The 22,864-nt window shown below is 62.8% G+C and carries 13 protein-coding genes and 1 pseudogene; 7 read left to right on the forward strand and 7 right to left on the reverse strand.

What is annotated here, in order from left to right; all coding sequences use genetic code 11:
- Positions 1–750 precede the first annotated feature (750 nt).
- The 7 genes and pseudogenes from ACFPMG_RS15570 to ACFPMG_RS15600 all read left to right on the forward strand — a co-directional run.
- Positions 751–2,940 (forward strand): peptidase domain-containing ABC transporter, encoded by a 2,190-nt coding sequence (locus ACFPMG_RS15570; protein WP_376996062.1) that lies wholly within the window; start codon positions 751–753, stop codon positions 2,938–2,940.
- Entirely contained in the window at positions 2,937–4,259 is a 1,323-nt protein-coding gene (locus tag ACFPMG_RS15575; RefSeq protein WP_376996012.1) for an HlyD family type I secretion periplasmic adaptor subunit, read from the forward strand. The genes ACFPMG_RS15570 and ACFPMG_RS15575 overlap by 4 nt, the downstream gene beginning before the upstream one ends.
- A gap of 237 nt (positions 4,260–4,496) precedes the next feature.
- On the forward strand, positions 4,497–5,009 hold the full coding sequence (locus ACFPMG_RS15580; protein WP_376996013.1) for a toxin-activating lysine-acyltransferase: 513 nt from the start codon (positions 4,497–4,499) through the stop codon (positions 5,007–5,009).
- Positions 5,010–5,116: 107 nt separating this feature from the next.
- Entirely contained in the window at positions 5,117–5,929 is an 813-nt protein-coding gene (locus ACFPMG_RS15585; RefSeq protein WP_376996014.1) for a hypothetical protein, read from the forward strand.
- Positions 5,930–5,940: 11 nt separating this feature from the next.
- On the forward strand, positions 5,941–11,592 hold the full coding sequence (locus ACFPMG_RS15590; protein WP_376996016.1) for a calcium-binding protein: 5,652 nt from the start codon (positions 5,941–5,943) through the stop codon (positions 11,590–11,592).
- Between the two features lie 594 nt (positions 11,593–12,186).
- Positions 12,187–14,205 (forward strand): ELWxxDGT repeat protein, encoded by a 2,019-nt coding sequence (locus ACFPMG_RS15595; protein ID WP_376996017.1) that lies wholly within the window; start codon positions 12,187–12,189, stop codon positions 14,203–14,205.
- A gap of 121 nt (positions 14,206–14,326) precedes the next feature.
- Positions 14,327–14,710 (forward strand): annotated as a pseudogene (locus ACFPMG_RS15600) (transposase); the annotation flags it as partial.
- Positions 14,711–14,807: 97 nt separating this feature from the next.
- Here ACFPMG_RS15600 and ACFPMG_RS15605 read toward each other — a convergent pair.
- From ACFPMG_RS15605 to ACFPMG_RS15635, 7 genes are all read right to left on the reverse strand, one after another.
- Positions 14,808–15,200: a PRC-barrel domain-containing protein gene (locus ACFPMG_RS15605; RefSeq protein WP_376996019.1), complete on the reverse strand. Its 393-nt coding sequence runs from the start codon at positions 15,198–15,200 to the stop codon at positions 14,808–14,810.
- Between the two features lie 50 nt (positions 15,201–15,250).
- Positions 15,251–15,985: a DUF1269 domain-containing protein gene (locus ACFPMG_RS15610; protein ID WP_376996020.1), complete on the reverse strand. Its 735-nt coding sequence runs from the start codon at positions 15,983–15,985 to the stop codon at positions 15,251–15,253.
- Positions 15,986–16,001: 16 nt separating this feature from the next.
- Entirely contained in the window at positions 16,002–18,626 is a 2,625-nt protein-coding gene (gene clpB / locus ACFPMG_RS15615; protein ID WP_376996021.1) for an ATP-dependent chaperone ClpB, read from the reverse strand.
- Between the two features lie 27 nt (positions 18,627–18,653).
- Positions 18,654–20,585 carry a molecular chaperone DnaK gene (gene dnaK, locus ACFPMG_RS15620; protein ID WP_376996023.1) on the reverse strand — a complete coding sequence of 644 codons (1,932 nt, stop codon included), beginning with the start codon at positions 20,583–20,585 and terminating at the stop codon, positions 18,654–18,656.
- Positions 20,586–20,689: 104 nt separating this feature from the next.
- A complete protein-coding gene (locus ACFPMG_RS15625; RefSeq protein ID WP_376996025.1) occupies positions 20,690–20,968 on the reverse strand; it encodes a hypothetical protein in 279 nt (92 codons plus the stop codon).
- Positions 20,969–20,980: 12 nt separating this feature from the next.
- Positions 20,981–21,634: a nucleotide exchange factor GrpE gene (locus ACFPMG_RS15630; protein ID WP_376996026.1), complete on the reverse strand. Its 654-nt coding sequence runs from the start codon at positions 21,632–21,634 to the stop codon at positions 20,981–20,983.
- A 141-nt stretch (positions 21,635–21,775) separates the two neighbouring features.
- Positions 21,776–22,402, reverse strand: a complete 627-nt coding sequence (locus ACFPMG_RS15635) for an HdeD family acid-resistance protein (RefSeq protein ID WP_376996027.1) — start codon at positions 22,400–22,402, stop codon at positions 21,776–21,778.
- Between the last annotated feature and the right edge of the window lie 462 nt (positions 22,403–22,864).

Genomic DNA, 22,864 nt, shown 5'->3' on the forward strand with positions numbered 1-22,864 from the left:
AACCGGTTGGGAGATCCGGGGTAGTCGTTCTGCCATGCCCCATACTGGAGGCGTGCCGGTGGGCACCGTCAATCGGAAAACCCCTCTCCAGCATCGGCGAGCGCTGTTGAGCGTCCCGGCGTCACTCGGCAGAGTGGGCTGCTTTCGTCGATGGGCGCCACCAAAACAGCGCAACTCTGAACAGGCCCGTTCTCCCCCCGTCATTCCGGCCGATCGCCGACCGATTTCACCATGTCTGAATGTATGACAGCGTCATGCTGGCACGAGCACCGGGCAATTCGTCACCCCGGTTGTGAGTGCCGCCTCTGTTGCCTGGCGTGATCCAGGGCCAATATGCTGAACCCACAAACATTGAGGGACCGCGATATGCGAACCGATCATGTGGCGGGGCATGTCTCGCCTGATCGACATTGCCTTGGCCTTGGAGATCGCGCCCCAGCTTGTGGGTAATTGGAAGGTTCCCTGATCGCTTACACCGGGCACGCCACCGGCGCCCACCGGCTGCTCCATATTCGAGAGGTCGATAAGCAGCCTACTCGGCAGCTGGGGCTGGCACGCTGCGCAACAGCACAATCATGACATGAATTTAATGATTCGCATTGACTGGTTTAATGTTGTCGTGGCATTGCAACCTGACGGCACGTTTATGGACCGGGTTGCCGCATCCATAACGAGCTGCGCCGTCGATGCATACTACCGTATTCGTCAACTCCAGAAATGGTGCCCTCTTTGGTTGCTCTTGAGTGCCAGATCGAGGACGTCGCGCCAACGCCCGGTCCATCCTCACCGTCCCTTTCCGGGGAGCAGGCTCTATCGGCTTTCTTGCGCCTGATCGGGCGTCCCGTTGACGCCGGCCAGATCGCGGCGGCGATGGCAGGAATGCCCCTGCCGCTCGATGGCAAAGCACTGGTGACCGTGGCGCATCGGCTGGGCGCTTCGGTCCGGCGTCATCGGCTTGGACGGCGGAAGCTGGCGGGAACGCGGCTGCCCGCCCTGGCGGAAATGACCGGCGGCGCCATCGTTCTGGTCGCCCGCGCCGATGCCGAGCGCGTTCTGCTCCTCGACACCACGGCCAACCGACCGGCTGAGCAGACGCGGGAGGAATTCGACGCCGCTTGGACCGGTTACATGATCACCCAAGCACCCGTCGGTGCGGCCCGGCCGTTCGGGCTGACGTGGTTCCTTCCGGCACTGCGCCAGCACGCCGGGGTGCTGAGCCAGGTCACGCTGGCCTCGCTGTGCATCCAGCTCTTCGGGCTGGCAATACCGCTGTTCAGCATGGTCGTCATCGACAAGGTGCTGTCGTCCGGCACCCTCAGTACGTTGGACGTGCTGGCCATCGGCATGGCGGCGGTCGCGGTCTTCGACTTTCTGATGAGTGCACTGCGCGCGGCGCTGCTGTCCCACACGACCAGCAAAATGGACGTGCAGTTGGGAAGCCGCCTGTTCGAGCATCTGTTGGCCCTGCCGCTGGCCTTCTTCGAGAGCCGCCCCGTCGGCGCGCTTGCCGCGCGGGTGAAGGAGCTGGACAGCGTGCGCGCCCTGCTCACCGGGCCGGGGCTGACGGTGCTGATGGACGTGCTGTTCACCCTGGTCTTCATCGTGGTGATGTGGTTCTTGAGTCCGCACCTGACGGGCATCGTGCTGCTGACGCTGCTGGGCTTCGCGCTCGTCCATGGGGTGCTGGCGCCGCTGCTGAAGGCGCGACAGAGCGACCGCTTCGCCAAGGGAGCCGAGGCCCAGGCCTTCCTGGTCGAGGCGGTGCATGGGGTGGAGACGCTGAAGGCCGCGGCGGCGGAGCCGCGCATGCTGCACCGCTGGCAGGACTTGCTGGTCGCCAACACGCGGGCCTCCTTCCGCTCCGCCGTGCTGTCGGAGACGGTCAACCAAGCGGTCGCCTTCCTGACCAAGATCATGAGCGTTGCCATCCTGTGGTACGGCGCGCGGCTGGTGATGGATGGGTCGCTGACCGCCGGCACGCTGATCGCCTTCAACATGATGGGCTGGCGGATCAGCGCCCCGGTGCTGCGGCTGGCGCAGATGTGGCAGCAGGTCCAGCAGGGGCGCGTGGCCCTGGCCAAGCTCGGCGACGTGATGAACGCGCAGCGTGAGCCCGGCGCCGTGCCCGGCCGCACGCCGCTGGGCCGGATCGAGGGGCGGGTGATGCTGCGCGGCGTCACCTTCCGCTACGGGCCGCGTGGGCCGGCGGTGCTGGAGGGGCTGAGCTTCGCCGTGCCGGCGGGACAGGTGGTCGGGGTGGTCGGGTTGTCCGGCTCCGGCAAGTCCACTCTGGTCCGGCTGCTGCAGCGGCTGCATGTGCCGGAGCGCGGGGCGGTGACCGTGGACGGCATCGACCTCGCCGGGGTCGATCCGGCGTGGCTGCGCCGGCAGCTCGGCGTGGTGCCGCAGGACGTGACGCTGTTCAACCGGTCGGTGCGCGACAACATCGCGCTGGCCGACCCGTCCTTGGACATGGAGCGGATCGAAGCGGCGGCACGGCTGGCCGGGGCGCACGAGTTCATCGCCGCGCTGCCGGAGGGCTACGACACGGTGGTGGGCGAGCGCGGCACGCGGCTGTCCGGCGGGCAGCGGCAGCGGCTGGCCCTGGCCCGCGCGCTGGCCGTCGACCCGCGCATCCTGATCCTGGACGAGGCGACGAGCGCGCTCGACTACGAGTCGGAGATGCTGATCCACCGCAACATGCGGCGCATCTGCGCGGGACGGACGGTGTTCATCGTGGCCCACCGGCTGGCCGCGTTGCGCCACGCCGACCGCATCCTGGTGCTCGAACACGGGCGGGTGGTGGAGGACGGGCCGCACGCCAAGCTGGTCGCCGCCGGCGGGCGCTACGCCCGCCTGCACGCCATCCAGGCCGGTCTGGCGACACCGCATCAGCCTCAGCCGCCTCAGCCTCGATCAGCGGTGGGAGATCCAGCATGACCGCGGTATCAAATCATGATCTGCACGACCTACTGCCGCCGCCGATTGTGGAAGTAACGGAAGAGCCGCCCCCTTGGCTGCTGTGGCTTCTGCCCTGGCTGCTGATAACGGTGACCGCCGCTGGTCTGGTTTGGGGCGTGTTGGGGGAACTGGATATCGTGGTGCCGGCCCAGGGCACGCTGGTTCCATCGGGGCGGGTCAAGGTCATCCAACCGCCGGAGCAGCGGGTTGTCCGGCGCATCCTGGTGAGCGAAGGACAGCGGGTTGCGGCGGGCGACATCCTGCTGGAATTCGACACCACCGACGCCCTGGCCGACCGCGACCGGATGGCCAAGGAACTGGTGGCTGCCCAGTTGCGGGCGGCGCGGCTCCGTGCGGCGCTCGCCGGGACGGAGAGCTTCACGGTGCCGGAGGGCGCCGACCCGGCCAGGGTTGCTGACGAGCGCCGGCTGTTCGAAGCGGAGCTGGCACGGTTGAATGGTGAAGCGTCGGCCCTGCGCCAGGAGCGCGACCGTTCACTGGCGACTCGCGAGGCGACGGCGGCGACCATTGCCAAGCTGGAGGCGGTGCTGCCACTGATCCGCACGCGGGAAGAGGCCAAGCGGGCCCTGGTGGAGCGTCAGCACGCCACGACCTCCGATTACCTGACGCTTCGCCAGGAATTGGTGACCGCCGAAGCCGATCTGCGCATCCAGCGTGCGACCCTGCGCGAGGCGGATCTGGCTGCAGCAGCGGCGACGGAACGAATCGATCAGGCGCGCCGCTCGGCCGCACGCGACCAAGCGGCGGAACTGGTGGAAGCGGAAACCCGCGCCGCGAGCTTGGCAGAAGAATTGGCAAAGACGGAACAGCGTCTGGCGGCGCTGACTCTGCGGGCACCGGAGGATGGGACGGTGCATGAGTTGGCGCTGCATACGGTGGGCGGGGTGGCGCAATCCGCTCAACCGCTCATGAAGCTGGTGCCGTTGGACGCGGTTCTGGAAATCGAAGCTAAGGTGCTGAACCGCGATGTCGGCTTCGTGGAGCCCGGCCAGCAGGTGCAGGTGAAGCTGGACGCTTTCGCCTTCACAAAATACGGGGCGGTACCGGGCCGGGTGCAGGCGGTGTCGTCGGACGCGGTGGCAGACGAACGGCTGGGGCCCGTCTACAAACTTCGGGTGGCGCTGGACCGGCAGAACATCATGGTCAATGGGCGCGCCGTGCCGCTCGGACCGGGTCTGTCGGCCACTGTGGACGTCCGCACCGGCAGCCGCCGGGTCATCGATTATCTGCTGATGCCGGTGTTCAAGGCGACGCAGGAAGCCATGAGGGAACGGTGACTTGACTGCGTAAAGGGCAAGCAACTTAGAAAAGTCATTTCAAAGGTTCGCGGCGACAATTGCCGCCGCATAGGCGTATATTCAAAAAGTCTCGACCTCACGAGAGAAAACATGGCCGACCAAGAACAATTCAGTTGTCAATTGTTGCGCTCCTCATTACTACGAATGTGGAAATCGCTTTGTGTTTATCAATAAGACGCATACGGCGGATCTGAAGCGCGAGCAGACGGAGATAGTATGGTAAACAAACACACGGAAGCGACGGTGACTTCGGAAGCCGGTGAAACTGCGATGACAAACGGAACGGCGGTCCATGAAACGCCGTCGCCGGAACGGACACCGGAGAACGCGGCGTCACCGACTATGGCGACCTTGCTCGGGGAGATCGTCTGGCTGCTGACCCAGTCGCCAGCTCACCGTCACCTGTTCCTTGCCGATCTCGAATGGGCGGTGATGCCGGCGCTGATGCTTCGGCAAATCCACCTGTTCCGCTCCAAAGGTCGAGTGGCTGGCGTAGCGCTGTGGGCAAGTGTTTCCGACGAGGTTGATGCCCGCCTTATGTCCAGCGTAAACCGGCTGGCTCCGCTCGACTGGAAAAGCGGCCAGACATTGTGGTTAGTGGATATCATTGCGCCATTTGGGGGCGTGGATCGCATACTGGAAGAGTTGGCAAAGTCTGTACTTGATGGGAAAAAAGTCAAATATTGGGGAATCGATGAACAAGGAAAACGCGTAATAAAATTCTTGTAATGCTCATAAACGCATTGTGAAAGATAGATTCGCAGTACGTTATAATATCACCAACTTCAATTTTTCTCGTTTCTGAGTTGTTACGGCAATATCCGGCGGCTATCAAAATGATCTGGAAATCGATGAGAGCATTTGCGCTTCTAGTGGTGCTTTTGTTGTTGCCTTTTATGGCAATGGCAGAAGAGAAAGCTCCAATGTTCGATCCAGACTCGCCGCTGGCCGGAGCACCGGAAATTCTAATCAGCGAGGGAAAGAAGTTTCGTGTACCAAGTGGTTACATTCATCAACGGACACGGAATTACGGTACAAAGCATGGAATTGATCTATGGATGCTGTGGCCTGGCTTAGTGCCGCAGCATGACGGTAACACCATTGCGTTTCATACGCCTGGAGGGGGAGCCAAGCTAGATACGCGCGTGAAATTTTACTCATCTCAAGAGGCTTCGGTGAGTTTCCTGTGGAAAATGGCTCATCCTGAATATTTTAGAGAATCGCCGGATAAATGGCTTCCCCAGGATTTTAGTCAACGACAATGGGGAGAATCTATTTACGGCCTCGAAGCTGGATACATTGATATTAATAAAGTTATTCGTTGGCTGTCGTTGTCAAGGATGGAAAACATAGATGAACTTGATGAATTCGAAAAAGGGAGATGGGATGACTTGTTTTATCAGGAAGACAAAACAGGTCATATGAAAACAGTAATTCACTGCACAACTCGTGAATTAGGCGACCCTCCAGAAGAAATGATTGATGGGAAAAACATAGTACGCGTACCTTACTGCAATCACATTATGATAATACCAGAGTTAAGCGCCTACATAACTATCGATTACCGTCGCGTTTTCTTAAAGGATTGGAACGAAATAGAATATGGCGTAAGGCTTCTTTTGTTAAAATTCTCCAACGATGCCAAATAAAGAGGAATGAAATGACTGGACTTACACTCACTGACATCGAGATATTAACAAAGTACGCCAATGATGGAGCGCGGATAAACTATTTCAATTATTTAGCAACACGAGCCGGTAATGATGGATATGGGAAGCTGGCCCTAGGGGTTGTGCGTAACGATAACCAACCGGGAGCCGTAGCAAATCATTATATGAGGGATTACGCTGCCGATCATGGCGTTTCTCTTGACTCAAAAGCAATGGAGAACTTTGGAGTTGATTTAATTCGTAATGACTTAGCTATAAGAACACAGTACATGGCAAACAACAGGCCAGATCTTGCTTTAAATCTACCTATCTCTGATGTAGAATATGTGCATGACACTTCCCTTTCAAGAATTGGCCTCAGCGGTTATGCGTGGACCATAAAAACTCTGGTAGTAAAGGCTAGAGAAGTTGGCGGCGATACGCTAGCTGAACAAGTCTATCATAAAATGCTAGACGATAACAACATTGGAGCTGATCGTGTCGTAAACACTTTCGGCACCACAATAGATTTATATGGATTGAAGGTTCCCGCAAAATGGCTTGTAGATGTTGGCGTTTCATACTCTAAGTCAATGTTTGATATAGAGGACTATAGCAATCCTAATTTCGTGAACGGATACACTTATGATAATCAAGCCGGACAATGGTACCATGAAATTACTGAAGGAAGAATCTATCTTCACCCCAATTTTCCTTTAGTTAAAGATCTGAATTCAGAAAGACAAATACGCCTTGAACGTACCAGCCACCCTCGGCACGAGAACGATAACTCTCCAAATGTTTCGTCCGAATGGCTTGTGGGGGATTCTGGAGAATACAAGGGAATCCATGTCGCCAATCTTAATAATGATGTGATCAATGATGGCTTCGTTGTCGGTGGTGCGGCCGGAGACTTGATCATCTCGGCAGAGGGTAAGGCTGAAGCGCAGTATCGTCGAGAGATCGAAGAAGCGCTTCATAAGCCTTGGGAAGCATTTGGTTCATCTTTGGGAAGAGCTATCGGAACCATCATTGCTGACGGTGACGATGTAAAGGCACTCGCTCTCAGTTCAATAATTCAAACCTTCGGACAGGAGATTGGGTGGGCATTAAACAACACAAACTCTCAGAACAGCTTTGCGGAGATGGCCAACGAGGCATTTGGTGGGTTTTCCAACCACCTGGGGGCAAATCTCGCTGGCAATAGCTTGGCTGCTGTGGGATCTCTGATGGTCGGTCAACTCCTGGACGGTGTTGGGCTTGATGAATTTTCTGGAGGCATGATATCCACCACCCTTGATTATGCCTTTATTAGTCCATCAGTAAACGCTGCGTTAGTTAATCTTGAGATTATTGATGCAGGCGGAAAGATAACAGGAAATCCTATCGACAACATTGAGAATATGTTCACTGATGTTGATGGTAATTTTTCGTTCGACGGGCTGGCTGGTGCGCTAGGCAGTTTCGCCGGATCGTTCCTCGCCCGCTCTCTGGTGCAAGCGCAGACGGAAGGGGGCTCCATTGGAGGCACAATAGGTGGCATCATCGGTAGTTTTCTCCCGATCCCTATTCCAGGCGTTGGGACTTTCATCGGCACCGTCTTCGGCACCGCCATTGGCAACCTGATCGGCAACCCGTCCGTCGGGCCGAACGCCCAGGCATTTCTGGGCAACGACGCCTCCGGCCATTACATCGTCACCTCGGCAGCGGCCGACAACAACGGGGACGTCTCGATCGCCCGCGCCATCGGTGACACCGCGGCGGCTGTGCTCAATGACGTGCTGAGAGTCTCTGGTGGGCACGCTGGGGCTGGCGGCGCCTACGGTTACTTGAGGGGCTGGTACTACAATGACCGGGAAGGCGACTACCGCGGCTCGTCGTTCTTTGCCACCCCGGACGAGGCGATCACGGACGGCGTGCTGCGCTCTCTTCGCGAGGCCAACACTGCCGGGTTCGATCAAACCGTCCTGAAGATGATCAGCAACACCTCGGCGACCACCCTGGCGGAGTTGTACTCCGATCTTGCTGTCGCCGCCGATTACAAGCTTTATCTTAGCCACCAGAGCGAGATCGAAGCGGCGATTATGGCCGTCCCAGACAGCAGCTTCGCCATGGGCTGGGGTCTGACCCTTGCCCGCGCCGACCAGTTGCAGCTTGACGAGCCACTGGGTACTTGGCCGCCGCCGGCCCCCGTGCGGTTGGTGGGCGATATCGACGACAGCCTGCTGTATGGCGGCGGCGGCAATGACCGACTCGACGGCGCCGACGGCAATGACGACCTCGTTGCCGGCGCCGGTAACGACATCCTTATCGGGGGCAATGGCAATGACACGATGCACGGCGAGGCCGGCAACGACACACTGTCCGGCGGTGAAGGCGACGACTGGCTCTTTGGGGGAGCCGGTCAGGACGTGCTGAATGGTGGGACCGGTACCGATCAGGTGTCCTATGAAAGTGCGGGGTCCGGAGTCTCGGTCAACTTGCAAACCGGTTACGGCACAGCCGGCGACGCAAAGGGCGATCGTTACATCTCCATCGAAAATGTGGTTGGTTCCGCATACGGTGACTTCATCGTCGGTGACAATGGTACCAATGGGCTAGCGGGACAGGATGGCAACGATACGCTGTCCGGGCTGGGTGGAAATGACTACCTTCATGGCGGCAATGGCAACGATAGCCTGATTGGCGGTGCCGGAAGTGACCGGCTTGAAGGCGGCAATGGCAACGATGCGCTCATCGGCGATGACGGCAACGACACGATGATGGGTGGCAGTGACCAGGACTATCTGGCCGGTGGTGCCGACAATGACTCCCTTGTCGGCGACGACGGCTTCGACACACTGGTCGGCGGCACCGGCGACGACACTCTATTTGGCGGCGGCCACCACGACATTCTAAGCGGCGAGGACGGCAACGACACCCTGGTTGGCGGCTGGGGTGAGGACACCCTTTTCGGAGGCAATCACAACGACGTGCTGTACGGGGAGGATGGCTACGATCTTCTGGACGGCGGTGCGGGCGACGACAACCTGTTCGGCGGCAACCACAACGACACACTGTTCGGCAACGACGGCAATGACACGCTATCCGGTGAAGAGGGCGACGACCACCTGCATGGCCAGAATGGGAACGACACATTGTTCGGTAACAATGGTTCCGATTGGCTGACCGGCGGTGCGGGAGCCGACTGGCTGGACGGTGGAGCGGGCTGGGACAACGTCAATTACAACGGGTCCTGGGGAGCGGTCGGCGTCGACTTGGCCGATGGCGTGGCCTGGAGCGCCGAGGGCGAGGGCGACCGCCTGATCAACATCGAAGGCGTGCAGGGCTCGCAGCACAACGACGACCTGCGGGGCGACAACAACAACAACTGGCTGCACGGCCAGGGCGGCGACGACTGGCTGTTCGGCCGTGGCGGCGCGGATATCCTGGATGGTGGTGACGGCTTCGATGTCGCGAACTATGTCGACTCCTTGACCGGCATCACTGTGGATCTGCGGAACGGTGCGGCCAGCGGCGGCTCGGCCCAAGGCGACCAACTCCACAACATCGAGGGTGTGCACGGATCGACCTATGATGACCACCTGCACGGCAATGACGTCACCAACTGGCTGTATGGCTCCTGGGGCAACGACTGGCTGCACGGCTACGGCAGCGACGACAGCCTCTATGGCGACACCGGGAGCGACTCCCTGAACGGCGGCCTGGGCGCCGATCATTTGGAGGGCGGCGAGGGCAGTGATTGGGCGGCCTACATGTGGGCCACCACCGGCATCGCCATGACGCTGGAAGGCAACTACGGCTGGCTCGGTGAGGCCGTCGGTGACAAGTTCTATTCGATCGAAAATGTCCTTGGCTCAGAACACAACGATGAGATCCACGGCGACTGGCAGGGCAACTATCTGGTCGGATCCGGCGGCAACGACGCGCTGCTGGGCAAGGACGGCTCCGACACGTTGGTTGGTGGCTGGGGCAACGATTACATGGAAGGCGGTGGCCACAACGATACGCTGATCGGTGACGATGGTCATGATTACATGGTCGGCGGCTGGGGCGACGACTACCTGCACGGCGGCAACAATAACGACACGCTCATCGGCGATGATGGCCACGACTTGTTGGTTGGCGGGGCCAACGAAGACTATCTGGTCGGCGGCAACAACAACGACGTGCTGCACGGCGAAGACGGCTACGATACGCTGATCGGCGGCGCCAACGAGGACTACCTGCACGGCGGCGGCCACAACGACACCCTGGTCGGTGACGACGGATACGACACGCTGGTCGGCGGCTGGGGCGAGGACTATCTGCACGGCGGCGGCCACAACGACGTGCTGCATGGCGAGGACGGCCACGATTATATGGTTGGTGGCTGGGGTGAGGACGCCTTGTACGGCGGCAACCACAACGACACGCTCATCGGTGAAGACGGTCACGACACGTTGTACGGCGGCGCCAACGAGGACTATCTGGTCGGCGGAAACCATAACGATGTGCTCTATGGCGAAGATGGCTACGACACGCTGTTCGGCGGTGCCAACGAGGACTACCTGCACGGCGGCGGCCACAACGACATGCTGATCGGCGACGACGGGTACGACACGCTGGTTGGCGGCTGGGGCGACGACTGGATGAGCGGCGGCGGCCACAACGACGCCCTGTTCGGCGAGGACGGCAACGACGCCATCCACGGCGGTTGGGGCGACGACAACCTGCTGGGCGGCGAAGGCGGCGACTGGCTGGTCGGCGAGGAAGGCAACGACGGCATCAACGGCGGCGGCGGCTACGACACCGCTTACTTCGCCGGCAGCCGCAACAACCATTACATCCATTACGTCTCTTACGGCCATGGCGCGATCATCGACGCCACGGGCCGCAACGGCGGCGACTGGGTGTGGGAAACCGAGCGTCTGCAGTTCGATGACGCCGTGGCCTATTTCGATGGCTCGCAGGGCTGGCCACCGCTGGTCATCGACCTTGACGGCGACGGATTGGAACTGACCGACGTCTTCGAGAGCACGGTCCGTTTCGATATGTCCGGCGACGGGATCGCCGACCGCACCGGCTGGGCGGCCGCGGATGATGGTCTCATCGTGTACGATCTGGGCGGTGACCGTAAGATCACGGAGCAGGCCGAGGTGGTGCTGGCCACTCACGGCGAAGCCGGCATGACCGACCTTGAGGCGCTCGCCCACGCCTTCGACGGCAACAAGGACGGCTGGTTCGATGCCAACGATGCCCATTGGAAGGATTTCGGCGTCTGGCAGGACCGCAATCAGGACGGCGTAACCGACGATGGCGAGTTCCGCACCTTGGAAGAGGTCGGGATCGCACGCATCGGTTTGGCCGGCGAAGTGCGGGCGGAGGTTGTGGCGGGCAATGTCATCAATGCCGTTACCCGCTTCGAAACCGTGGACGGCCGCGAAGGGCTGATCGGCGATGTGACGCTCTACGCAAAGTCCGGTGCCGAGGAAGAGACCCCGGTCATTGCTGCGAACGACGATGTTCCGGAGTTGCCGAGCCTTGAAAATGCCTTGCACGGCCTCACCGCGGCAATGGCCATGTTTGATGCCCAAGGCGAGTCCAGGGTTGAAGAGACGGCGGTGATCACAGAGGACGCGGTCTACCTGATCGACGACAACACTCTGCCAAAGGCCGCTTAAGTCAACAACGGTTCAAGCGGGCTCCTTGACAGGGAGCCCGCTTATTACCGCCCGAAGCCAAAACCATCTGAAGTTCCTATTCAGGTACTCCCACAGAGTACCCAGCACCCCACCCGCTGCCGCGCCATGGCACTCAGCCGGCGCCGCTGGTCCACTCAAAACGAGGAACCGGCATGGAAACACCTCTACGTCACCCAGCAGCACGGCCCGGACGCCGACCCTGATGAGTGGGTGGTGGATTCCTCCGACGCCGTGAACCTGACGCTGAAGCGTGAACGGCTCCGTGCCACGGTCCAGACCATGCCGAGGGGTCATTGTTCGACATCAGAAGATTGCTTGTTGAACGGATACAGTTCGGCGATGCCTGGATCCGCCATTTAAAGCTGGCGAAAGGAACGACCTGAACAGCCTTACACTATTACATTCCTCCGCGTTGTCAACGGGATGAAAGCGCTATACGGTCCAAATATATTGCGGAACTGCTAAGAATATGTGATTGAAATAGTCCAGCTATGTTTGGTCCGCCTTCAGCCCAAAATTGTCATTCTGCGACACGCAATCTTTTGATCAATGCTTCATCCGATTGGAGGGGGCATGTCACTTACGAAGATCGCTGTTTTCACAGCCACAATGCAAAACACGGGTGCTGAACTCTGGGTCACCGACGGCACGCCGTCGGGAACGCGCCTTGTTGCCGACATCAGACCTGGCGAGGAGGGAAGCGCCCCCCAGGATGCTGTCGTCGCCGGCGGTAAGATATTCTTCACCGCCGACGACGGCCTGCACGGACGCGAACTCTGGGTCACGGATGGCACCAGCAACGGGACCCGGATGTTCGATGCTGCGGCCGGCGCCGCATCCGGCGCCCCGGACGACCTGACAGTGGTCGGCGACCGGCTGTTCTTCACTGCGGACGATGGGATTCACGGCCGTGAGCTGTGGGTGAGCGACGGAACCGCGGCGGGAACGCGGATGGCCGCCGACCTCATGCCGGGAACACAAGGGTCCTCCCCATCGGCGTTGACGGCTGCACACGGCCGGATCTACCTGCACGCAGACGGTGACACTCAGGATGGGATCTGGAGTTCCGACGGGACCGCCGCCGGAACTCTCCTCTTCCATGAGATGGAGCCGCTGCCCTCCTGGTCCTATGGCATCACGCTGGTCAGCATGAATGACGCAGGGGTGGCCTTTCACGAGGGGGCGGCGTCCTGGCCTTCCAAGCTCACCTTCGTCAATGCCAACGGCACCGCGACGGCCTTTGCGAACCTCATCCCCGACAGCGGGGCCGTCCGCTATTCCCCCTCGCCTGATGGGCTTGTGGTGTCAGTCACGAATGTGATCGACTGGACCGGGAGCATGGAGTGGCCTACCGCCGTCCGTCATTCAACCTTCTGGGTCACTGATGGTACGTCCGAGGGCACGCGCTACCTTGGCGACCTGACCATGCAGGGTTGGGACCTTGAGCGGATCGCCGGCGTGCGCAACGGCCATGTGGTGTTCACAACCGACATGGATACCTACCGGGTGGAACAAGGTTCTGCCTCCCTGATTGGCATTTTGGAGGAGGCCACTGGCAAGGTGAGCTTCCTGCCGAGCCAGGAACTCGCCAACCCGCTCGGATGGCTCGATACGGGACTGCCCGGCGATGTTGGAGATCGCCTTCTCTTCTTGGACGAAAGCTATTGGTCGGGCTCGCAACGCCTTCTGGCGAGCGATGGCACAGCTGGGGGGACCGCCGAGCTTCATCAGAATGATTGGATGTACCAGGACATTGAGATTGCCGGTGACCGCGCCTTCTTTTTGACGGACCAGAGCGGAGCCGATCCCGCTGCTCTGTGGGTGACCGATGGCACGCCCGAAGGCACACGCAAGGTGCAGGACACATCGGGGGGAGCCTTCGGCGACAAGCTCCTCGGAGATCTTGATGGCCACATGCTGGGGTTCGATCGTGATTACGCCGCCAAGACCGATCGGTTCTTCCTGTCCGACGGCACGACGGACGGCACCATCGTGCTCGCGGAGCTTCCCCCTGGAATAGGAAACGACTATTGGGACCACACGGCCAAGCTGCTCGGTGTCATCGCAGCACCGGACGGTATCCACCGAGGATCTGAAGGCAACGACACGTTGCTGGGCGGAGATGGTGCGGACCGGATTCATGGATTGGGTGGTGACGACCACATCTTGGCCGGTGCCGGGGACGATCGGTTGAACGGCGGCGCCGGCGCAGACTTCATCGACGGGGCGGAAGGCGCCGATCGCCTTTATGGCATGTCCGGGCGGGATGTCCTCGTTCCGGGGGCTGGGCGCGACATCGTGGATGGCGGCATCGGCGATGATGTGTTGCTTGCCGAGCGGGACGGCGAGAGCGACCAGTTCTTCTTCGCCCCAGGCAGCGGCGCTGATGTGCTGACCGCCTTCGACCCGCTGCTGGACGTCATCATTCTGAAGGGATTCGAGCGGAACATCGGTACGGCGGCTTGGCGGGCGGAGCACGTCATCGAGTTGGGGGGAAGCGTGCATGTCGATCTCGGAGGCGGAGACAGCATCCTCGTCCTGGACGCTATGGCACCGGACCTCCGCTTTGCGGTCATCGACCCAAGCCTCTGACGCACACCATACAAGGCAGCGTGAAGCAGTTTGCGCAGATGAAGGCGCAATGGAGCGGCCTGGGGAATCGAACCCATCTTAGGGTCTGCTCGCGCTTGATGTCTTTACCTATCTGTTCGGGATGGCCGTTGAGTGCGGAAACGAGGTTCTGACGGACGCGGAATGGGCGATTCTGCATCCGCTGATCGAAGCCGGCCGCCCGCGCGGCAAGACACCACCCCAGCATCTGCGCCGCACCGTTACGGCAATCCTCTGGCGGCATACGAACGGAGCCAAGTGGGGCTCCATCCCGTCGGAGTTGGGGCCGTGGTGGATGGCGGCGCAGACCTTCATCCGCTGGGCTCGGCTGGGCGTGTGGGAGCGCGTGCTCGATCTGGCCCAGCGGCGCGGCGTCGCGCTCGGCATGACCTTCCCGGACGGCACGAGTATCCGAGCGCACGCGAAGGCGGCGGGCGCGTCGAAAAAAAGGGGATCTGGAGCACAGCGGGACGTGCGTGAAGCGCTTGAGAGTTTTTTTATCGACGTCCGATCTCGCGGCGTTGCGAAGGAAACGTTCGGGCTTCGCCACGCCCTTCGCTGGCTTTCACCTCCGGTCGTGTGTATCAACCGACGTACTTGAATTCCGGCAGCTTCTTGAGTTCATCCTTCGACGCTCCCGGCAGTGTGATCTTCTTACCGGTTTCGTCCAACTGCAGGTCGTTGAACGGGACGGCCACCATGTGGGCGCCGATGCCGAGGAAGCCGCCGACCTCGAGCACCGCGAAGAGCACCTTGTCCCGTCCGATGATGATGTCGTCGAGTGAGCCGATCTTCTCGTTCTTGTCGTTCACGACGGACGTGCCCGTCAGCTTGCTCGCGCGGTAGCCCGCCGCCGCGGCCTTCACATCGACGACGACCAACGTGACGGCCTGCGACAGCGCCGGCCAGGGGGGTTGGACGGCCAGAACTGCAGCGCCGAGCCCCGCTGCCACCAGAATGCTCCGGAACGATTTCATTGTTGCTCTCCCGAGTTTGTGTGGACATTGGGCAATACGGCCGGCGGCCTTCAGGCGGCTTGCCGCGTGGCTTGGTTCCGCGCCTCGCCCATGAGCGCGGCCTGGATCTTCACTTCCTGCTCCTTGGGCAGGGAGGTGCGCAGAACCTTGCCGCCGTAGCGGCTGATCTCGGGCAGGACCTTGCCCAGCCTCGCCTCGCGGACGAGGATGAACAGCGCCGAGGTGCCGGGTTCGAAGGCTTCGCCGAGTTCGCGCATGAAGCCATCATCGATACCGATGTCGGTGAGCGCGCCCGCCAACGCGCCGCTGGCCGCGCCGGCGGCAACCCCGAGCAGCGGGTTCAGGAACAGCATGCCGACCAGCAGGCCCCACAGGCTTCCGGAGGCGATGGATGCCGGCACGATGTTGTAGGGCTGGTTCAGCCGGACCTTGCCGTCCTCGGTCTTCGTCACGACAACCGCGTCTTCCAGATCGACCAGGTACTCCTTCTGCAAGCGCAGAAGCGTCGAACGGACATCCTCCGCCTTGGACTCCTCGTCGTACGCGATGACGATCAGGTCGCTCATGAGGTGCGCGATCCGTTGCCAAAGCTTCAGGGCATCGGGCATGGCCGCCTCGGCGCTCCACCCCGGGTCATGGATGGCGACGACCACGACCTCGTCGTCGTCCCCCTGAAGGGCGAACCAGTGCTTCAGACCCTTCAGGCCATGAATATCGGCCTCCATCCCGTCCCGCAGCCGGAACCATTCGTCCCTGGTTCCCAGCTTCAAACGGAACCGCGTCATCCGGGCGTACATCCTGTCACTCCGCAGCGTTTCGAGACGGCTGTTCGGTCGCCCCATCGCCATGCTGCGGCGGCTCGATGAACAGCCCCAGTTCCGTGGCGGTGACCCGGACCGTATCGCCGTCGCGGACTTTGCCGCGCAGGATCATCTCCGCGAACGGGTTCTGCAGCTCGCGCTGAATCACCCGCTTCAGGGGCCGGGCACCGTACACCGGGTCGTAGCCGGCGTCGGCCAGCCAGCGTTTCGCCGCGTCGTCCACCTCCAGCACGAGCTTGCGGTCGTCGAGCAGGTGTTGCAGCCGCCGGAGCTGGATGTCGACGATGCCGCCCATATCCTCGCGCGAGAGGCGGCGGAGGATCAGGATCTCGTCGAGCCGGTTCAGGAACTCGGGCCGGAACGCCGCCCGCACCGCCTCCATCACCTCGGCGCGCACCGTGTCGACGTCCTGGTCCTCCCCCAAGGTCGCCAGATACTCGCTGCCGAGGTTGGAGGTCATCACGATCAGCGTGTTGCGGAAGTCGACCGTGCGGCCCTGCCCATCGGTCAGGCGCCCGTCGTCGAGCACCTGGAGCAGCACGTTGAAGACATCCGGGTGCGCCTTCTCCACCTCGTCGAACAGGATCACCTGATAGGGCCGGCGCCGCACCGCCTCGGTCAGGCTGCCGCCCTCCTCATAGCCGACGTAGCCCGGAGGTGCGCCGATCAGGCGGGCCACGGAGTGCTTCTCCATGAACTCCGACATGTCGATGCGCACCATCGCGTGCTCGTCGTCGAACAGGAATTCGGCCAGTGCCTTGGTCAGTTCGGTCTTGCCAACGCCGGTGGGCCCGAGGAACAGGAAGGACCCCATCGGCCGGTTCGGATCCTGAAGGCCGGCGCGGGCGCGGCGCACCGCGTTCGAGACCGCGACGATGGCTTCGTCCTGGCCTATGACACGCTGCCTCAGCGCGTCCTCCATGTGCAGCAGCTTCTCGCGCTCGCCCTCCAGCATCTTGTCGACCGGGATCCCGGTCCAGCGGGACACGACGGCGGCGATGTGCTCGGCGGTGACCGCCTCCTCGAGCATCCGCTGGTCGCCTTGAGCCTCGGCTTCCTTCAGCTGCCTTTCGAGATCGGGGACGATGCCGTAGGCGAGTTCGCCCGCGCGGGTCCAGTCGCCGCGCCGTTGCGCCTGCTCCAGTTCGATGCGGGCTTGGTCGAGCCGCTCCTTCAGCGTCCGCGCGCCGGCGAGCTTCTCCTTCTCGGCCCGCCACGTCGCCGTGAGTTCGGCGGATTTCTGCTCGAGTTCGCTGAGCTCCTTCTCCAGCCTCTGCAGGCGCTCCCGCGAGGCCGGATCGCTCTCCTTCTTGAGCGCTTCGCGCTCGATCTTCATCTGCACGATGCGGCGATCGAGCTCGTCGATCTCCTCGGGCTTGGAATCGACCGCCATGCGAAGCCGCGAGGCCGCTTCGTCCATCAGGTCGATGGCCTTGTCGGGGAGGAAGCGGTCGGTGATGTAGCGATGCGACAGCGTCGCCGCGGCGACGATGGCGCTGTCCGTGATGCGCACGCCGTGGTGAACCTCGTATTTCTCCTTGATGCCGCGCAGGATGGAGATGGTGTCCTCCACCGAGGGTTCCCCGACGAAGACGGGCTGGAAGCGCCGTGCCAGGGCGGCGTCCTTCTCGATGTGCTTGCGGTACTCCTCCAGCGTGGTGGCGCCGACGCAGTGCAGTTCGCCGCGGGCAAGCGCCGGCTTCAGCATGTTGGAGGCGTCCATCGCCCCCTCCGTCTTTCCGGCACCGACCAGCGTGTGCAGTTCGTCGATGAAGAGGATGGCCCCTTCCCGGCCCGATGTGACTTCCGACAGGACCGCCTTCAGCCGCTCCTCGAATTCGCCGCGGTACTTTGCCCCGGCCAGCAGCGAACCGAGGTCGAGCGACAGCAGCTTCTTGTCCTTCAGGCTTTCAGGCACATCGCCCTTGACGATGCGCTGCGCCAGGCCTTCGACGATGGCGGTCTTGCCGACGCCGGGCTCGCCGATCAGCACGGGGTTGTTCTTGGTGCGGCGCGCGAGAACCTGGATCGTGCGGCGGATCTCCTCGTCGCGGCCGATGACGGGGTCAAGCTTGCCGTCGCGCGCCACGGCCGTGAGGTCGCGCGTGTACTTCTTCAGCGCGTCGTACCCGTCCTCGGCCGACGCCGTATCGGCGGTGCGGCCCTTGCGGATGTCCTCGATGGCCTTGTTGAGGCCCTGGGCGTTGACCCCCGCCGAGGCCAGCGCCTTCGCGGCCGGCGTGCCCGCCGCGGCGGCCAGCGCCAGCAGCAGCCGCTCCACGGTGACGAAGCTGTCGCCCGCCTTCTGCGCCAGCTGCTCGGCGGCCTCGAAGACGCGCGCCAGCTCCGGCGCCATGTAGACCTGCCCGGCGCCGGACCCTTCGACGCGTGGCAGCTTGTCGAGCGCGGCGTCGACGGCTGAAAGCGCTGCCGTCGGGTCGCCTCCGGCCGCGCGGATGAGGTTCGCGCAAAGCCCTTCCGAATCCTCCAGCAACACCTTGAGCAGGTGCTCCGGCGTCAGGCGCTGATGGCCGCGGCTCACCGCCAGCGTCTGTGCCGACTGGAGGAAACCCTTCGCCCGATCCGTGTATTTTTCGGGGTCCATGGCTGCGGTGCTCCTTTCCCGTGGCACTCAGCCGCGCTGCCGATTCTGGTCGTCCACTTCCTCGAACTCGGCATCGACGACGCCTTCACTCCCGCCACCGGACGGGCCGGCATTGGCGGCGGCGGCCTGCTCCGCTGCGCTGCGCGTGCCGGTGTCGGCGGCCCGGTGGATCGTCTCGCCGAAGCGCGTGAGCGCCTGCGAGAGCGTATCGATCCGCTGCCGGATGCGGTCGATGTCGTCGCCACCGACCGCCTCGCGCAGGGCGTTCAGGGCGTCTTCCACGGGCTTGCGCTCCGTCTCGCCCACCCGGCTGCCGTGCTCCTGCAACTGCTTCTCGGCCGTGTAGATCGCAGCGTCCGCCTGGTTGCGGGCATCGACCAACTCCCGCCGCCTCTTGTCCTCCTCGGCGTGCGCCTCGGCATCCTTGACCATCCGCTGGATGTCGGCGTCCGACAGACCGCCCGAGGCCTGGATGCGGATCTGCTGCTCCTTGCCGGTGGCCTTGTCCTTGGCGGTCACCGAGACGATTCCGTTGGCGTCGATGTCGAAGGTCACCTCGATCTGCGGCACGCCGCGCGGGGCCGGCGGTATGCCGACCAGGTCGAACTGGCCGAGCAGCTTGTTGTCCGCCGCCATCTCGCGCTCGCCCTGGAAGACGCGGATGGTCACCGCGGTCTGGTTGTCCTCGGCGGTCGAAAAGACCTGGCTCTTCTTCGTCGGGATGGTCGTGTTGCGGTCGATGAGCTTCGTCATCACGCCGCCCAGCGTTTCCAGGCCGAGCGACAGCGGCGTCACGTCGAGCAGCAGGACGTCCTTCACCTCGCCCTGGAGCACGCCCGCCTGGATGGCGGCGCCGATGGCGACGACTTCGTCCGGGTTGACGCCCTTGTGCGGTTCCTTGCCGAAGAAGTCCTTGACGACCTCCTGCACCTTCGGCATGCGGGTCATGCCGCCGACCAGGATCACCTCGGCGATGTCCGCGGCCTTGAGGCCGGCGTCCTTGAGCGCCGCCCGGCAAGGCTCGATGGTGCGCTGCACGAGATCGTCGACCAGGGCTTCCAGCTTGGCCCGGGTGAGCTTGACGTTGAGGTGCTTGGGCCCATGCTGATCGGCGGTGATGAAGGGCAGGTTGACGTCGGTCTGCACCGTCGAACTGAGCTCGATCTTCGCCTTCTCCGCGGCTTCCTTGAGGCGCTGGAGCGCCAACCGATCGCTGCGCAGGTCGATGCCCTGCTCCTTTTTGAACTCGTCGGCCAGATAGTCGATGATGCGTTTGTCGAAATCCTCGCCGCCGAGGAACGTATCGCCGTTGGTGGCCCTGACCTCGAAAACGCCCTCGCCGATGTCGAGAATGGAAATGTCGAAGGTACCGCCGCCCAGGTCGTACACCGCCACCTTGCCCTGGCCCTTCTTCTCGAGGCCGTAGGTCAGCGCGGCGGCGGTCGGTTCGTTGATGATGCGCAGCACCTCGAGTCCGGCGATCCGACCGGCGTCCTTGGTCGCTTGGCGTTGACTGTCGTTGAAGTAGGCGGGCACCGTGATGACCGCCTGGGTTGCCTTCTCGCCGAGGTAGGCTTCCGCGGTCTCCTTCATCTTCGTCAGGATGAACGCGCTGATCTGGCTCGGGCTGAATCTCTTGCCCTGCGCCTCGACCCAGGCGTCGCCGTTGTCCCCCGGCACGATCTTATAGGGGACGAGGGCCTTGTCCTTCTCCGTGATCGGGTCGTCGTAGCGGCGGCCGATCAGGCGCTTGATCGCGAAGATGGTGTTTTCGGGGTTGGTGACCGCCTGCCGCTTCGCCGGCGTGCCGACGAGGACTTCGCCTTCCCTGGCGAACGCCACGATGGACGGCGTGGTCCGCATCCCCTCGGCGTTCTCGATGACCTTGGCCTGGCCGCCCTCCATGACGGCGACGCACGAGTTCGTGGTGCCGAGATCGATTCCGATGACTTTTGCCATGTCGCCCTCCGGCGTGTTCTGTCCCGGTTGTCAGAAATCCATGCCGCCCATACCGCCCATGCCGCCGCCCGGCATGGCGGGCATCGGCTCCTTCTTCTCCGGCTTCAGCCCGTCCAGCACCCTTGTGGCCAACACCCTTGTGACGTGGAGCAGCGCCACACCGCCTCCAGCCACGATGCCCTCCTCGACGGCGGCTTTGGTGGCTGCATGGCATCGCCGACGCGATCACGGTACCCGGGCCGATGGCCGGCACCGGCCGGCACCTCGCCCTCGACCGGCTTCTCCTTGGCGATGTCGGGGATGATGATGCCACCTGGGGTCTTTTCCTCCGCCGCGACGCGCTTGAGCAGGATACGGTCGTGCAGCGGTCTGAAGCCCGTCATGCTTCCCTCCAATCAGGTGCGTTGATCGGATGGCGCGGTGCCGTCCGCGGCGACACCGACCAGCGCGGGGCGCAACAGGCGCTCGTGCTGGGCGTAACCGGGTTGCAGGACCTGCGCCACGGTGCCAGCCGGCAGCCCGCTGTTCCCCACTTCGAACATCGCTTGATGGCGATGGGGATCAAACGGCTCGCCGGGGACCGGATCGATCCGGAGGATGCCGTGCTTCTCAAAGGCGTCGAGCAGCGCCTTCTCGGTCGCCACGAGGCCGGCCATAAGGTTCTGGACCCACATTTCGGCCGCGGCGAACTCCATCGGCACGCTCTCGATGGCGCGGCGCAGATTGTCAGCCGTCGGCAGCAAGTCCCGCGCGAACCCCGAGGCGGCGAATCGCACGGCCTCCTCACGGTCCCGCTCGGCCCGGCGCCGCATGTTTTCCTGCTCCGCCAGCGCGCGCAGAAGCCGGTCCTTGAGGTGGGACACCTCGCCTTCGAGCGGCGGGACCGCATCACCCCCGCCCCCATCGTTGCCGTCCCTGTTTTTGCCGTCCCTGTTTTTGCTGGTGCCTTCGGCTTCGGGAACGGCCCCCCGTTCGCCACGAACGGGAGTCCAGGCCGGCGGGTCGCTCGCGGGGAAGGACTCGGCGGACGCCTCGTCGACACGGTCCACCGGGGGCTCGTCTGGCATGGGATCGGTGCGTCTCGGGTCAGGGTTCATGGGTGCGCCGCCTTGGCCGGGTATGGGATGGGGCCGGGTATGGAATGGGGCCGGGTATGGAATGGGTGGGGATCGGACCTCTCTCGGGCTCTCTCAGGCTCCTTGTGGCACCGCTCCCCGCGGCTCGTTCCGGTGTCTTCTGAGCCGGAACGCCAACACGATCAGCGCACCGCCGAAGACGAGCGCGTAGGCGCCGAGCCACCACATCATGACCACCGCGCCCTCGATCGGCGCCACGAAGAGCAGGATGCCCCAGACGATGGACACCAAGCCGCCGAAGCCCAGCCACCACTTGCCGTGCGACGTCCGCAGGCGGATGGCGGCGGCGATCATCATCACACCCGAAACGACCGCCCAGGCGCCGCTGAGCCAGACGAAGGCGAGGATGGTGGCGATCGGCGCGACCGCGGCGACCACCCCAGCCGCGAGGTCGATCACCCCTTCGAGGATAAAGGGCCACCATCGCTCGCGGCGGGTCGCCGCGCGCACGCCGGCGACGATGGCGAAGACGCCGTCGACCAGCATGTAGGAGGCGAAAAGCAGAACGAGGGAAGCGATCGTGACACCCGGAAGCAGCAGCGCGATCAGGCCGAACAGGACAGCGCACACGCCGCGCAACGCCATCACCCACCAGTTCCGGGCCAGCATGGCGTTCATTGCCCCGGACTTCGCGGACTCGGAATTGGGAAAGGCATTGTCTGCGCCGAAAGTCGTGCCCATCGCAGCCTCCTCTCACGGACTGATGACGATCGATAGTTCCATTCGACCGTGCCTTCCAGCGTCACCCAGGACAGCGGCAGCCAGTTCTTGATCGCCGCGACGGCGTCGCGCGCGATCTCGGGATCCGGCCGCTCCTCGCCGCTGGGAATGCGCACCTCGAGATCGTTCGCCACCCCAACGACGCCAGACACGCGCTTCACCGCCTTCTCGGCTTCGAACTTCTCTGAGGTAGCTGCGGACGAAACCGGTCAGCGCGACGACACCGTTCTTCACCGCCACCCGATGTCCGTCGGATCGAGGGCCGGGGTCCAGCGGAGTTCGAATTCCACATCCCGCTTGACGTCGCTATCGCCCCTCATGCTCTCCTCCGCCATCTGCTTGATTTGGCCCATTGGGGGTAAAAGGGCCGCCACGGTTCGCGCGAACCAGCCCCGACACAGTCAAAAGCTCACGTGTCAACGA

Origin of the sequence: Azospirillum himalayense (assembly GCF_042657465.1) — a bacterium.
In the GTDB taxonomy this organism is placed as follows: domain Bacteria; phylum Pseudomonadota; class Alphaproteobacteria; order Azospirillales; family Azospirillaceae; genus Azospirillum; species Azospirillum himalayense.

Excerpts from the sequence above, each read along its gene's own strand:
- ACFPMG_RS15575 (WP_376996012.1), top strand. The coding sequence starts at position 2,937 with ATGACCGCGGTATCAAATCATGATCTGCACGACCTACTGCCGCCGCCG.
- ACFPMG_RS15580 (WP_376996013.1), top strand. The coding sequence starts at position 4,497 with ATGGTAAACAAACACACGGAAGCGACGGTGACTTCGGAAGCCGGTGAA.
- ACFPMG_RS15585 (WP_376996014.1), top strand. The coding sequence starts at position 5,117 with ATGATCTGGAAATCGATGAGAGCATTTGCGCTTCTAGTGGTGCTTTTG.
- ACFPMG_RS15590 (WP_376996016.1), top strand. The coding sequence starts at position 5,941 with ATGACTGGACTTACACTCACTGACATCGAGATATTAACAAAGTACGCC.
- ACFPMG_RS15595 (WP_376996017.1), top strand. The coding sequence starts at position 12,187 with ATGTCACTTACGAAGATCGCTGTTTTCACAGCCACAATGCAAAACACG.
- ACFPMG_RS15605 (WP_376996019.1), bottom strand. The coding sequence starts at position 15,200 with ATGAAATCGTTCCGGAGCATTCTGGTGGCAGCGGGGCTCGGCGCTGCA.
- ACFPMG_RS15610 (WP_376996020.1), bottom strand. The coding sequence starts at position 15,985 with ATGACGCGGTTCCGTTTGAAGCTGGGAACCAGGGACGAATGGTTCCGG.
- clpB (WP_376996021.1), bottom strand. The coding sequence starts at position 18,626 with ATGGACCCCGAAAAATACACGGATCGGGCGAAGGGTTTCCTCCAGTCG.
- dnaK (WP_376996023.1), bottom strand. The coding sequence starts at position 20,585 with ATGGCAAAAGTCATCGGAATCGATCTCGGCACCACGAACTCGTGCGTC.
- ACFPMG_RS15625 (WP_376996025.1), bottom strand. The coding sequence starts at position 20,968 with ATGACGGGCTTCAGACCGCTGCACGACCGTATCCTGCTCAAGCGCGTC.
- ACFPMG_RS15635 (WP_376996027.1), bottom strand. The coding sequence starts at position 22,402 with ATGGGCACGACTTTCGGCGCAGACAATGCCTTTCCCAATTCCGAGTCC.